This is a genomic window from Ornithinibacillus gellani (assembly GCF_003730295.1).
Taxonomy (GTDB): domain Bacteria; phylum Bacillota; class Bacilli; order Bacillales; family Amphibacillaceae; genus Ornithinibacillus_A; species Ornithinibacillus_A gellani.
This window is the reverse complement of sequence record NZ_QTSZ01000037.1, coordinates 95,152-108,006: the sequence shown is the minus strand read 5'-3', so window position 1 is coordinate 108,006 and position 12,855 is coordinate 95,152. Positions and strand designations below refer to the sequence as shown.

The following is a 12,855-nucleotide window of genomic DNA, read 5'->3' as shown; positions in this document are numbered from 1 at the left end:
AATAAATCAGAACGGTTAATAAATCATAATCTTCTTTACTTGACAAATATATCGAATTATTAGAAGTTATAACAAGAAAGCTGTTTTTAAAACGCTATCACATACAAAAATGAATGAATCCACCATTCATTTGATTAAAATGAGGTAACTGCATATTAAGGAGGAAAAGGCAATGAGTGAAGTGAATAATGAATTTCCGGATTTAAAGGTAGACGATATGGTTACTGGAGAAGTGGTAAAGTTAGAAGACAACCACGTTCTAGTGGACATCGGTTATAAAACGGAAGGCATTGTCCCAATTGGTGAACTTTCAAGCCTTCATGTAGAAGTACCTGGAGATGTAGTCAGCGTAGGAGATTCCATCACATTAAAAATTAAAAAAATCGACGATGATGAAGTAGTTCTTTCCAAAAAGGCAGTAGATGCTGAGGCCGCCTGGGAAGATCTTGAAGAAAAATTTAATCAAGGTGAAGTATTTGAAACAAAAATTAAAGAAATTGTAAAAGGTGGACTAGTTGCAGACGTTGGGGTCCGTGGATTTATCCCAGCATCCTTAGTTGAAACCTATTTTGTAGAAGATTTCTCTGACTATCAGGGTCAAACTCTAGCAGTTAAAATTGTCGACTTCAATAGGGAACAAAATCGCGTCATTCTTTCTCACCGCGCAGTAGCAGAAGAAGAAGCTGCAGCGAAAAAGAACGAATTACTTCACTCCCTTGAAGATGGCCAAGTATTAGAAGGTAAGGTCCAACGTCTAACAAGCTTTGGTGCATTTGTTGATTTAGGCGGCATTGACGGATTGGTTCACATTTCACAATTAGCACATGAACATGTAGAAAAAGCTTCTGATGTTGTATCAGAAGGAGATGTTATTAAAGTAGAGGTATTATCTGTAGACCGTGATAATGAGCGAATTTCTTTATCACGTAAAACACTTCTACCTGGACCTTGGTCCAATATTTCTGATAAAATTTCAAAAGGACAAGTTGTACAAGGAACGGTTAAACGTCTTGTAAACTTTGGTGCATTCGTTGAAGTAGCACCTGGTGTGGAGGGGCTTGTTCATATATCTCAAATTGCAAACCGTCATATTGGCACGCCACAAGAAGTATTAGAGGTTGGTCAAGAAATCGATGTCAAGGTGCTTGATATTAATGAAGAAGAGGAACGTATGTCACTGAGCATCAAAGAAATTGAACAAGAGCAGGAAGCAGAAGACTATAGAAAATACGAAAAAGACGACGATCAGTCTAGTTTTCAATTCGGCGACATCATTGGAGATAAATTGAATAAATACAAATAATAATCCAACTCTTAAGGATTTTGTCCTTCCCAATGTTTGGGAGGGACCTTTTTTGTTTACGCTAATAATGGTGCTGTTTGTTTTTCTTAATATGTTCTCAGGTTGAAATGAATCGGATCATATACTTCGTGAAATAACATGCGAATCATGATCAGTCCAAATATGGCAGATTCGCTTTCCATCATTCATTCAAGTATCATTTAAGATAAGAAGTACGTTAAAAGCGTCTATAGATAGCCTAGTGGCCACAACTTAAAATTGTTTATCTTGGTCACATTTGCTAGAATAATAAAGTGAAACTTCAATCAGGGGGGGGTTTTTGCACTTTCCCCACTGATTGTTAGTTGAACCAATCAGGCCTTTACTGGCTGTTGATCCCCCACTTACAATGCTTGTGATCAACTATAATTCTTGACGTGGGGGACTTACAGCCAGTTAATCCGTGAAAAAAGTTAATGATATAAAGGAAAGGATGTACCTTTCATGAGAAAAGCTGTTGTAGCAATTGTTGGAAGACCGAATGTAGGAAAATCAACCATTTTCAATCGTCTTGTTGGCGAGCGAATTTCAATTGTTGAGGATAAACCAGGTGTTACACGGGATAGAATTTATGCACAGGGTGAGTGGTTAGCCACTGAATTTAACTTAATTGATACTGGTGGAATAGATATTGGCGATGAACCACTATTGGTGCAAATCCGCCAGCAAGCCGAAATTGCAATTGATGAGGCGGATGTTATTATTTTTATCGTTAACGCAAAGGAAGGTATTACGGGTGCAGACGAAGAAGTAGCCAAATTATTATTTCGTTCCAACAAACCTGTTGTGTTGGCGGTAAATAAGGTAGACAATCCTGAAATGCGTGATGAAATTTATGAATATTACTCACTTGGTTTTGGGGAACCTTTTCCTATTTCAGGAGCGCACGGACTTGGCTTAGGTGATATGCTGGATGAGGTGGTTCGTCATTTTCCTACGGATGAACCGATAGAAGAAAGTGAAGACACCATTCATTTTAGTTTAATCGGACGACCAAATGTTGGTAAATCTTCGCTCGTTAATGCTATTTTAAATGAAGATCGTGTCATTGTTAGTGATATAGAAGGAACGACGCGTGATGCGGTTGATACACATTTGCATCGGGACGATAAAGATTATGTCATCATTGACACAGCTGGTATGCGAAAACGCGGTAAAGTATATGAAACGACAGAAAAATATAGTGTGTTACGCGCACTAAAAGCAATAGAAAGATCAGATGTCGTTCTTGTATTAATCGACGCTGATACAGGAATACGAGAGCAAGATAAAAAAATTGCTGGTTATGCACATGATGCAGGAAGAGCAATTGTTATTGTTGTAAATAAATGGGATACCGTTGCTTCAGATGAAAAAGCGATGAAAGATTTTGAAGCAAATATTAGGGCACATTTTCAATTTCTAGATTATGCACCAATAGTCTTTCTTTCAGCTAAAACGAAAAAACGGTTGCACACGCTTCTGCCTGCAGTAAACATGGCCAGTGAAAACCATGTGAAAAGAATACCAACTAATGTTTTGAATGACGTCATTATGGATGCCATTGCAATGAACCCAACACCTACGATAAAAGGCAGGAGATTAAAGGTACTTTATGCGACTCAGGTATCTACCAAGCCACCTAGTTTTGTCATATTTGTAAATGAGCCTGAGCTCATGCATTTTTCTTATCAACGTTTTTTAGAAAATAAAATTCGTGATGCTTTTGGTTTTATTGGAACACCGATTAAAATCTTTGCAAGAAAGAGGCAATAAGGAGGAATTTATTATGTCTACTGTAGCAGTTTTGGGAGCGGGTAGCTGGGGAACAGCGTTAAGTATCGTCTTAGCAGATTGTGGACATGATGTGCGTCTATGGTCTCATCGCAAAGAACAAGCAGAAACCATTAATACGACACATAAAAACGAAAAATATCTTGAAATTATGATACCCGAAAAAATAAAGGCATTTTACTCAATGGAAGAAGCAGTAAAGGGTGTAGAAGCGATTGTTCTAGTTGTTCCAACAAAAGCCATAAGGGATGTTTGTGCTCAGCTTGATTCGATAATGCCAGATTCTGCAGTCATTATTCATGCATCTAAAGGTATTGAGCCTGGTACATTGAAGCGCGTTTCACAAATGATAAGTGAAGAAATGACCAAGATAACCTACGAAGATATTGTCGTCTTATCTGGACCAAGCCATGCAGAAGAGGTTGCCAAACGCCAACCAACGACTGTAACTGTATCTTCTTTAAATGAAGAACATGCAAAATTCGCGCAGGATTTGTTTTTTAATGATTCGTTCAGAGTCTATACAAGTAAAGACTTAATTGGAATTGAACTAGGCGGGGCATTAAAAAACATTATTGCCCTTGGCGCAGGTATTTCCGATGGTCTTGGCTATGGTGATAATGCAAAGGCAGCTTTAATTACGCGTGGTTTAGCGGAAATTACCAGGCTGGGAACTTCTTTAGGTGCCAACCCGTTATCTTTCTTAGGTCTTCCAGGTGTCGGTGATTTAATAGTGACCTGTACAAGTGTACACAGCCGGAATTGGCGGGCTGGAAATTTACTCGGTAAAGGACGTAAATTGGATGAGGTTCTCGAACAAATGGGAATGGTAGTTGAGGGAGTGCGAACAGCAAAGGCAGCCTATAAATTTGCATTATCGGAAAATGTCGAAATGCCAATTACAACGGGGATATATCAAATTTTGTTTGAAGACAAATCACCAAAGGATGTTGTCGAGCAGCTTATGAATCGCGACAAACGCGAAGAAATGGATGATTTAGCTTCACTGCTGCGGAACCGTTATACGAAGTAACACGATTTATCCATTGCTGCATATAATATGTTGAATTCATGCAGCAAGGAGGAGAATAAGTGAATCAAAATCGCAGCAATGTGTTTAAAAAAATCCAACAGAATACAAATATGAAACCAGGTGATATTTATCAGGTCGCTGATTCTGTAAAGCATGCTGATTTTTCGGATGAACGTACGGTCCGAAATCTTGTTCGCCAATTAGCTCGAATGGCAAATAAACCATTGACAAAAGAAAAAGAGGATCGAATTGTCCAGTCGATCACGAATAATAAAATGCCCCATGATATGCAGTCCTTAAGTCAGCTTTTTAAAAAGTAGCAAAAGGCTGGGCTGATGAGGATGCAAATGCTTGCTAACCCGCATACAATAAAACGCAGAAGCATTCATGGATAGAGTTGCTGTGGGTGTTATTTAGTCGAGCCGGAATAAAAATTGCCCCTTTTATTCCGGCTTCTTTTTTATGACATTCAGTAACCATTACTTCAATCATAGAAAGATTTCCTTACAATCTTGACCCCATCCTATGATATAATACGGAAGGGTCATTTTATCGTTCAATTGGAGTTATTACTAAAAAGCATATCAAATAAACACTACATAATCATGTTTTTACAAGCCATTTCGAAAAGCAGAGGTGAGATGAAAGATGTCTTTATCAATGTTAAAAATGTGGGTTTCCTTTGCTGGAATGATATTGTTATTTCTTGCATTGGGTTTGAAATTTTTAAGTGGTAAATTAAATGGTGTCCTAGCCATTATCATAAATATACTTGGCTTTATCTGCCTGATACTAGGCGGCTTAATTATATTATATATTGTGTTCAGTGGCCCAACAGGAGTATAGGCTAGGAGGATAAATAATGAAGCACACTTTATTGAAATTATCAGGAATAATCCTTGTTATATCTTTGCTTGGCGGCTGTATGTATCCACAGAACGAATTGGAAAAAAATCAATCGCCTAATGAAGAACAGTTAGCAATGGTTCAACATGCTGTGGAAGCATATCAGGAAAAAAACCAAGGGATTTTACCTATTAAAACGAAGGATAATGATACACCTATATTTGAAAAATATTTAGTTGATTTTTCCTTGCTACGAGAAAGTAATACACTGCAAACGATCCCTGGTAATGCATATGAAAATGGAGGAGTTTATCAATATGCTATCTTGGATCCCGAAAACAATCCACAAGTGAAACTAATTGACTTGCGTATGACAGAACAAATTCGAAGCGTTCATACTAAGTTAAATATTTATCGAAATAAACACTTATATCCACCATTTGGCGATAAGATTGAAGGGAATATTTTTCAAATAGACTTTAAAAAGCTTGGCTTGAAACAGGCACCCTATGTAACAAGTCCGTATACAAAAAATAATTTACCAATCATTATGGATGTGGAAGGTAATCTTTTTGTTGACTACCGTATTGACTTGAATCAGGCTATAAAGGATTTTGAAAATCCTTATGAAACCGGTGATGACATTCGCTACATCATCGCTGAAAACACACCATTTTTACCCGCTTATTCCTTTCCATATACCATTAAAGATGGGGAACCTGTTTTCATGAAAAAATAGTATATTCAGGATATAAATATCCAACATAAAAGCACACTTGCAGCATATATTATTGCAAGTGTGCTTTTTTGTCATGATAGATGGGTGGTTACTTGGTAATATCCAAATATGGATAAAGCATTAATTAGCCTTTAATGTCTGACATACCCGTCATGTAATTAGGATATATTCATTGTTATCCATGCTTAGACAAACGAGATAATAGTATTGCAACCGTTCCTTTAAAAATAATATCATCCTTTTTACATAAACAGTCATATTTAAATAGGACAACATCATAGACTTGTAATGTCAATTATTCGTAGCATGAAGATAACAATTGTAAGTGAGATCGGGAGGGGATCGCTTGAAGAAAATTGATATTTTTAAAGATATTTCGAAACGGACGAATGGAGATATTTATTTAGGCGTCGTGGGAGCAGTCCGGACAGGAAAATCTACTTTTATTAAAAAAATGATGGAGCTGTTGGTACTACCGAATATTGTGGATGAAAGTGAACGCGCACGAGCACATGATGAATTACCCCAAAGTGCTGCAGGAAAGACAATTATGACGACTGAACCGAAATTCATTCCCAATCAAGCAGTCACAGTGAATGTAGAAGATGGATTAGAAGTTAATATAAGGCTAGTAGACTGTGTTGGATATGCTGTAGAGGGGGCTAAGGGCTTCGAGGATGAAAACGGCCCTAGAATGGTCCATACGCCCTGGTATGAGGATCCTATTCCTTTTCACGACGCTGCCGAAATTGGTACGAGGAAGGTAATCCAAGAACATTCTACTATCGGTGTCGTCGTAACTACGGATGGTACAATTGGTGAAATTCCTCGTTCAGAATATGAAGATGCGGAAGCAAAAGTAGTTGAAGAATTAAAAGAGGTTGGAAAACCATTTATTATGATTGTTAATTCTGTTCGACCGAATAGCGATCAGACGGAGCAGCTTCGACAGGATTTAGCAGAACAATATGACATTCCTGTGTTATCGATGAGCGTAGAATCTATGACAGAACACGATGTATATAATGTCATGCGGGAAGCACTGTATGAGTTTCCTGTATTAGAAGTGAATGTTAATTTACCAAGCTGGGTAATGGTACTACGTGAAAATCATTGGTTGAAGGACAGCTATCAGGAAGCCATTCAGGCTACTGTTAAAAACATTCGCAGACTACGAGATGTGGATCAAATTGTCCAATCCTTTACGGACTACGAATATATTGATGGCGCAAATATTGCCGGTATGGAAATGGGAGAGGGAATCGCAGAAATTGATTTGCATGCCCCAAATCATCTTTATGATGATGTCTTAAAAGAGATTGTTGGGGAAGAGATTAGAGGAAAAGACCATTTACTGGAGATTATGCAGGAATTTTCACATGCAAAACGAGAATACGATCAGGTTGCAGGTGCGTTGCAAATGGTGAAACAAGTGGGCTATGGAATTGCTGCACCGACCCTGGAGGATATGGAGTTGGATGAACCGGAAATTATACGCCAAGGCCCACGTTATGGTGTAAGATTAAAGGCGGTAGCACCATCTATCCACATGATTAAGGTGGAGGTTGAATCCGAATTCGCCCCAATTATCGGTACAGAGAAGCAAAGTGAAGAATTGGTTCGGTATTTAATGCAAGATTTTGAAGAAGACCCATTATCCATATGGGAATCTGATATTTTTGGTAGGTCATTAAACTCTATCGTAAGGGAAGGAATTCAAGCAAAAATTTCACTCATGCCTGAAAATGCCAGATATAAACTAAAAGACACACTAGAACGAATCATCAATGAAGGCTCTGGTGGACTGATTGCCATCATCCTATAATGAACATGCAAGGCTCTCGAAAACATGAAATACGAGACTTTTGAAAAACACGGTGCATCAGGAGGCATCGTGTTTTTTGTTGATTTCAATATTTGCAGTTTGTTCATCATCCGACAACCGCTGGACGACCATCATTTATTCAAGATAAGATTCAGTCAATAACTCTTTCCGTTAAAATGAAGTTGGACGGAAGGAAAATGAAAAACCATGTCGTATATATTTATTGTGTACAAATATTGTACAAGCCATTAGCTGTCTGGCAGGAACAGGATTTCAACTAAAAATCCGCAAATAGTAGACATTTTTTAAGAAATAGCTAAAAAATTGTTGAATTTTATGCCGAACTCAGTTAATATAAGCCTTGTTACCAATGATTTGGTAGCAACCTTGTATAAAAGATGGCAATATGGTGAACAAATGATTGTGAAATGATTTGTTCCAATGTCGATTAAAATTAACTGGGAGGAGGTGAATATCATGAACAAGACAGACTTAATTAACGCAGTAGCTGACAAAAGCGAACTATCTAAGAAAGATGCTGGTAAAGCTGTAGATGCAGTTTTCGAAGCTATCATGGATTCACTTAGCAAAGGTGAAAAAGTACAGTTAATTGGTTTCGGTAACTTTGAAGTACGTGAACGTGCTGCTCGTAAGGGTCGTAACCCACAAACTGGGGAAGAGATCGAAATTGCAGCTAGCAAAGTTCCTGCTTTCAAAGCAGGTAAAGCCCTTAAAGACAGTGTAAAATAATCTGTACATAGGGCCATATAGGGTGCGTTCAATCGCACCCTTTTTATTTTGCATTCGATTCATCTGTTTTGACATCGTTCAAAGAATAGGTCATATTGAAAGAAAGTACATCGACTGGGAGTGAATCTTATGGAAGCATCGGCTGCAAAATCGGATTTTTTTGTAATTAAAGCGTTGGAAGATGGGGTCAATGTGATTGGCTTAACCCGAGGAACGGATACACGCTTCCATCATGCTGAAAAATTGGATCAGGGAGAAATTATGATAGCCCAATTTACAGAGCATACTTCAGCAGTTAAAATTAGAGGTAAGGCACTTATACAAACAAGCCATGGTGAGATCACAAACGACTAATCACTTATTTGTTCTGCGGTCTTTTTTTCCAGCTTTCCGTCATATCCTGCTACACCTATCTATGTTATAATAACAAAGCATAACGGAATACGAATAGAGCAAAGGTGATTATGTTGCAAGAATTAAATAGAGAAATCAATCATCTAAAAAATATAATAGAAAATCGGATGAAACATACATATTTAAATCAGTTTGTCCAAACTCCTGAAATTAATGATTATACGTTATTTATATTGTATTCTATTTTAAAACAGGCTCATGTCCCGGAAAGCAGATTAGAAACGATTGTTACGACGACGATGCTTATTCAAATAGCATTGGATGCGCATGATCAAGTCGTTGATGATCCAAATCTTTCCGAGCATTCTCCGGAAGCAGTAACCAATCAATTGACTGTACTTGCAGGCGATTATTATAGTGGTTTGTATTATTTATTATTATCAGAGACAAGAGACTTTAAACTGATTCAAACATTGGCATCAGCCATTAAAAAAATCAATGAATTGAAAATGCATGTCTATTTTAAAGAATATCAATCTCCTTTAGAGTTATTTGAGATGTTAAAGCGTATGGAATCATTACTTATCATACATGTAGCTGAATTTGTTGGTTTTACAGAGATGAATGATTTTGCTGAAAAAGTAGCTTTACTTTGGAAAGCGAATCACCCATTAGAAAACAGTGTTCACCCCATCGTTGATGAACCTGCCTATAAGCGTCAGGAATACTTGGATTCACTCATGAAGGATGCAGATTTGGAATTAACCTCACTGCCATCAAACTTCATAAAAATAAAGGCTTATTTCAGCCAACAACTAAAAGCTATTAAACTGGGAGAAGGGTAAAACGATGTCGGAGCAATCAAAAGAAGAACGCGTGCATCACGTGTTCGAAAAAATATATGACGATTATGATTCGATGAATTCTATTATCTCCTTCCAAAGACATAAAGCATGGAGAAAAGACGTCATGAAGCGTATGCAAGTCCAAAAGGGTGCTAAAGCATTAGATGTTTGCTGTGGAACAGGAGACTGGTCTTTTTCACTTGCAGAAGCTACTGGCGAGACTGGTAGTGTTATTGGTCTGGATTTCAGCAAAAATATGCTTAGTGTAGCAGAAGGAAAACAGCAACATATGCATGTAAAGCAGCTTCGTTTCATGCATGGTAACGCAATGGAACTACCATTTGAAGATAACCAATTTGACTACGTTACAATTGGGTTCGGACTTAGAAATGTACCTGACTATATGACGGTCTTAAAAGAAATGTATCGTGTTGTAAAGCCGGGTGGAAAAGTGGTGTGTTTGGAAACATCCCAACCAACGCTTATTGGCTTCAGACAAGGATATTATTTATATTTTCGATTTGTCATGCCTTTTTTTGGAAAACTATTTGCCAAAAGCTATTCAGAGTATGCATGGCTACATGAATCTGCAAAAGAATTTCCTGATAAGCATCAACTGAAAAACATGTTTTTAGAAGCAGGATTTCAGCAGGTAGATGTCAAATCGTATACCCTGGGTGTTGCTGCAATGCATATGGGATATAAACAATAGGAATCATGAAAAGAAATTATATACGGGTTTAAAAATAATGAATTGCTTAAATGCTCTGCAGTCCTTTCATCTATCCATGATCAGGGACTGTCAGCCTACTCTTATTTGTACATGTGACCGCATTATTTATTATTTCTTCAGAAGCAGACTAGGATGTGCATTTGTATGGAGTTTTTGAACACGTAATAAAAAAGGTGAACTGCATGAAACTAGCAAAAACATATACGTATTTAAAAAAAGACTTGGAAATAATTGAAACAGCCTTGCAGCAGGTTATTCAAGCAGAGCACCCTGTTCTGCGAAATGCTTCGACGCAGTTATTAAAGGCAGGAGGAAAACGAATTCGTCCTGTTTTTGTTTTGCTCTCTGGACAATTCGGTGACTTTAATCGAGAGAAGGTCAATTCAATTGCAGTTTCCTTAGAACTCATCCATATGGCAACACTTGTTCATGATGATGTAATTGATGATGCTGAGCTACGCAGAGGAGAACTCACCATTCGCCATCAATATGATAATCGGGTGGCGATGTATACTGGTGATTATATTCTGGCAAGAGCACTAGAGAACATCGCTGAGATCAAAGAGCCTGCCATACATGATACGCTGTCAAAAGCGATTGTAGAGGTCTGCATAGGTGAGATAGAACAGATTAAAGATAAATATGACTTAAGACAGAATCTACGGGTATATTTACGTCGAATAAAGCGAAAAACAGCATTATTAATCGCTACCAGCTGTAAATTAGGTGCGATTTCTGCTGGACTACCTGATTATGAGGTACACATGCTGTATCGATATGGCTATTTTATTGGCATGTCGTATCAAATTATTGATGATATTCTAGATTTTACTTCTTCCGAAAAACAACTGGGGAAACCAGCAGGAAATGATTTAATCCAAGGTAATATCACACTGCCAATACTAATTGCACGGGAAGACAAAGCATTTGAGCAAAGGCTGAGTAATTTATTTAAGCATCCGAATAAAATAAATGCTGGGGAGCTTACCGATTTAATTACGCATTTAAAAGAATTAAAAGCAATTGAAAAATCCTATCAAATGAGTGACCGCTATTTGCAAAAAGCAATGGCAGCCATTGAACCATTTCCAAATAGCAAACCAAAGGCTACACTTCAGCAGATCGCGATGTATATTGGCAAGAGAAGAATGTAGCAATGATTGTTATTTTTAAGGTAATTTGGTAAAATCAAAAAGGTTGCATATTTGATGAACAATACATAATCAAAGAGGTGTAAATATGGAAAAAACATTCTTAATGGTAAAACCAGACGGTGTACAACGTAATTTGATTGGAGAAATCACAAATCGTTTCGAGTCTAAAGGCTTTAAATTAGCTGGCGCAAAGCTAATGCAAATTTCTGATGAATTGGCGAAGGAACATTATGGTGAACATAAAGAACGCCCATTCTTCGGTGAATTGGTTGACTTTATTACTTCCGGACCAGTATTTGCAATGGTATGGGAAGGTGAGAACGTGATAAAGACTGCACGTAATATGATGGGTAGTACGAATCCATCTGAAGCCGCTACAGGAACAATTCGTGGTGATTTCGGTGTAACAGTTGGAAAGAACGTTATTCATGGTTCGGATTCAGCTGAAAGTGCAGAAAGAGAAATTGGTCTATTTTTCCAACCGGAAGAATTAATTTCCTATGAGAAGCAAGACACAGCTTGGATTTATTAAATCATAACCGCCTCCGTTAGAACGGGGGCATTTTTTCATCTACATATGTAAAAGAGGTAGGACAATGCCAGTAGAGTATGCAGATTTTATTTCTAAAGTGAAACAGAAGCTAGGAATTGATCTTTCCCTATACAAAGAGGCACAAATGAAACGTCGTTTAACTTCCTTACGGGATAAGCGGGGTTTTCACAGCTTCCAAGCGTACTTTTTAGGGTTAGAGAATAACCCAATTTTAATGAATGAATTTATTGACCGACTAACTATTAATGTTTCAGAGTTCTATCGAAATCCCAAACGTTGGGAAGTATTGAAGAATGATATCCTTCCTGCGATTGTCAAACAACATACGAGCATCTCAATTTGGAGTGCAGCTTGTTCAACAGGTGAAGAACCATACAGTATAGCAATGCTTATGCGAGAACACTTTCCGCAAGTTTCCTTTCGCATTATCGCAACAGACCTGGATGAAGGTGTGCTTGAAAAAGCAAAGCAGGGGATTTATCGGGAACAAGCATTAAAAGAGCTGCCAGAAGCCTGGAAGAAAAAATATTTTAATGAAAAAAATGGGCTATATACGATTGATCCAGCGTTAAAAAAAGAAATTGTCTTTAAAAGACACAATCTATTAGCAGATACATATCCAAGTCAACAGCATATTATAATTTGCAGAAATGTTCTTATATACTTTACAGAACAAGCCAAAAAAAGTATTTATCAGCATTTTAGCCAAGCATTAGTTGATGAGGGTGTACTATTTGTTGGAAGCACAGAACAAATATTCCACCCAGAAACATATCGATTTAAACTGACAGAAACATTTTTCTATCAAAAAAAATAGTATGCGCTTACTTCTATCAAGCATCTCTGATAGAAGTTTTTTTAATCTCAGATTATCCAGATTAATTAAAAGAATAATAACAAAAGTAAAA

Annotated in this window: 14 protein-coding genes; all 14 read left to right on the top strand. The window is 37.4% G+C overall.

Annotation, left to right across the window (positions count from 1 at the left end; genetic code table 11):
• The first annotated feature begins 172 nt into the window (after positions 1-172).
• On the top strand, positions 173-1,303 hold the full coding sequence (gene rpsA / locus DX933_RS10890) for a 30S ribosomal protein S1 (protein ID WP_123316463.1): 1,131 nt from the start codon (positions 173-175) through the stop codon (positions 1,301-1,303).
• A gap of 483 nt (positions 1,304-1,786) precedes the next feature.
• The gene (der, locus tag DX933_RS10885) at positions 1,787-3,097 is read left to right on the top strand and encodes a ribosome biogenesis GTPase Der (RefSeq protein WP_123316462.1); all 1,311 of its coding nucleotides are present in this window, start codon (positions 1,787-1,789) and stop codon (positions 3,095-3,097) included.
• Positions 3,098-3,110: 13 nt separating this feature from the next.
• Positions 3,111-4,148, top strand: coding sequence for an NAD(P)H-dependent glycerol-3-phosphate dehydrogenase (locus tag DX933_RS10880; protein ID WP_123316461.1), 1,038 nt, complete (start codon positions 3,111-3,113; stop codon positions 4,146-4,148).
• 59 nt (positions 4,149-4,207) lie between these two features.
• Entirely contained in the window at positions 4,208-4,468 is a 261-nt protein-coding gene (locus tag DX933_RS10875; protein ID WP_123316460.1) for a stage VI sporulation protein F, read from the top strand.
• A 328-nt stretch (positions 4,469-4,796) separates the two neighbouring features.
• Complete coding sequence (locus DX933_RS10870) at positions 4,797-4,994, top strand: DUF2768 family protein (RefSeq protein ID WP_123316459.1); 198 nt, start codon at positions 4,797-4,799, stop codon at positions 4,992-4,994.
• A gap of 16 nt (positions 4,995-5,010) precedes the next feature.
• Positions 5,011-5,733, top strand: coding sequence for a hypothetical protein (locus DX933_RS10865; RefSeq protein ID WP_123316458.1), 723 nt, complete (start codon positions 5,011-5,013; stop codon positions 5,731-5,733).
• 346 nt (positions 5,734-6,079) lie between these two features.
• Entirely contained in the window at positions 6,080-7,558 is a 1,479-nt protein-coding gene (gene spoIVA / locus DX933_RS10860; protein WP_123316457.1) for a stage IV sporulation protein A, read from the top strand.
• A 477-nt stretch (positions 7,559-8,035) separates the two neighbouring features.
• Positions 8,036-8,308, top strand: a complete 273-nt coding sequence (locus DX933_RS10850; RefSeq protein ID WP_123316455.1) for an HU family DNA-binding protein — start codon at positions 8,036-8,038, stop codon at positions 8,306-8,308.
• Between the two features lie 129 nt (positions 8,309-8,437).
• Positions 8,438-8,662 carry a trp RNA-binding attenuation protein MtrB gene (gene mtrB / locus DX933_RS10845; protein WP_123316454.1) on the top strand — a complete coding sequence of 75 codons (225 nt, stop codon included), beginning with the start codon at positions 8,438-8,440 and terminating at the stop codon, positions 8,660-8,662.
• Positions 8,663-8,775: 113 nt separating this feature from the next.
• On the top strand, positions 8,776-9,507 hold the full coding sequence (locus DX933_RS10840; protein ID WP_190279493.1) for a heptaprenyl diphosphate synthase component 1: 732 nt from the start codon (positions 8,776-8,778) through the stop codon (positions 9,505-9,507).
• Positions 9,508-9,511: 4 nt separating this feature from the next.
• Complete coding sequence (locus tag DX933_RS10835) at positions 9,512-10,219, top strand: demethylmenaquinone methyltransferase (protein ID WP_123316452.1); 708 nt, start codon at positions 9,512-9,514, stop codon at positions 10,217-10,219.
• Between the two features lie 203 nt (positions 10,220-10,422).
• Positions 10,423-11,394: a heptaprenyl diphosphate synthase component II gene (gene hepT / locus DX933_RS10830; RefSeq protein WP_123316451.1), complete on the top strand. Its 972-nt coding sequence runs from the start codon at positions 10,423-10,425 to the stop codon at positions 11,392-11,394.
• 85 nt (positions 11,395-11,479) lie between these two features.
• Positions 11,480-11,926 (top strand): nucleoside-diphosphate kinase, encoded by a 447-nt coding sequence (ndk, locus tag DX933_RS10825; protein ID WP_123316450.1) that lies wholly within the window; start codon positions 11,480-11,482, stop codon positions 11,924-11,926.
• A 64-nt stretch (positions 11,927-11,990) separates the two neighbouring features.
• Positions 11,991-12,764, top strand: coding sequence for a CheR family methyltransferase (locus DX933_RS10820; RefSeq protein WP_123316449.1), 774 nt, complete (start codon positions 11,991-11,993; stop codon positions 12,762-12,764).
• The last annotated feature ends 91 nt before the right edge of the window (positions 12,765-12,855 follow it).

Excerpts from the sequence above, each read along its gene's own strand:
- rpsA (WP_123316463.1), top strand. The coding sequence starts at position 173 with ATGAGTGAAGTGAATAATGAATTTCCGGATTTAAAGGTAGACGATATG.
- der (WP_123316462.1), top strand. The coding sequence starts at position 1,787 with ATGAGAAAAGCTGTTGTAGCAATTGTTGGAAGACCGAATGTAGGAAAA.
- DX933_RS10880 (WP_123316461.1), top strand. The coding sequence starts at position 3,111 with ATGTCTACTGTAGCAGTTTTGGGAGCGGGTAGCTGGGGAACAGCGTTA.
- DX933_RS10870 (WP_123316459.1), top strand. The coding sequence starts at position 4,797 with ATGTCTTTATCAATGTTAAAAATGTGGGTTTCCTTTGCTGGAATGATA.
- DX933_RS10865 (WP_123316458.1), top strand. The coding sequence starts at position 5,011 with ATGAAGCACACTTTATTGAAATTATCAGGAATAATCCTTGTTATATCT.
- DX933_RS10850 (WP_123316455.1), top strand. The coding sequence starts at position 8,036 with ATGAACAAGACAGACTTAATTAACGCAGTAGCTGACAAAAGCGAACTA.
- mtrB (WP_123316454.1), top strand. The coding sequence starts at position 8,438 with ATGGAAGCATCGGCTGCAAAATCGGATTTTTTTGTAATTAAAGCGTTG.
- DX933_RS10835 (WP_123316452.1), top strand. The coding sequence starts at position 9,512 with ATGTCGGAGCAATCAAAAGAAGAACGCGTGCATCACGTGTTCGAAAAA.
- hepT (WP_123316451.1), top strand. The coding sequence starts at position 10,423 with ATGAAACTAGCAAAAACATATACGTATTTAAAAAAAGACTTGGAAATA.
- ndk (WP_123316450.1), top strand. The coding sequence starts at position 11,480 with ATGGAAAAAACATTCTTAATGGTAAAACCAGACGGTGTACAACGTAAT.
- DX933_RS10820 (WP_123316449.1), top strand. The coding sequence starts at position 11,991 with ATGCCAGTAGAGTATGCAGATTTTATTTCTAAAGTGAAACAGAAGCTA.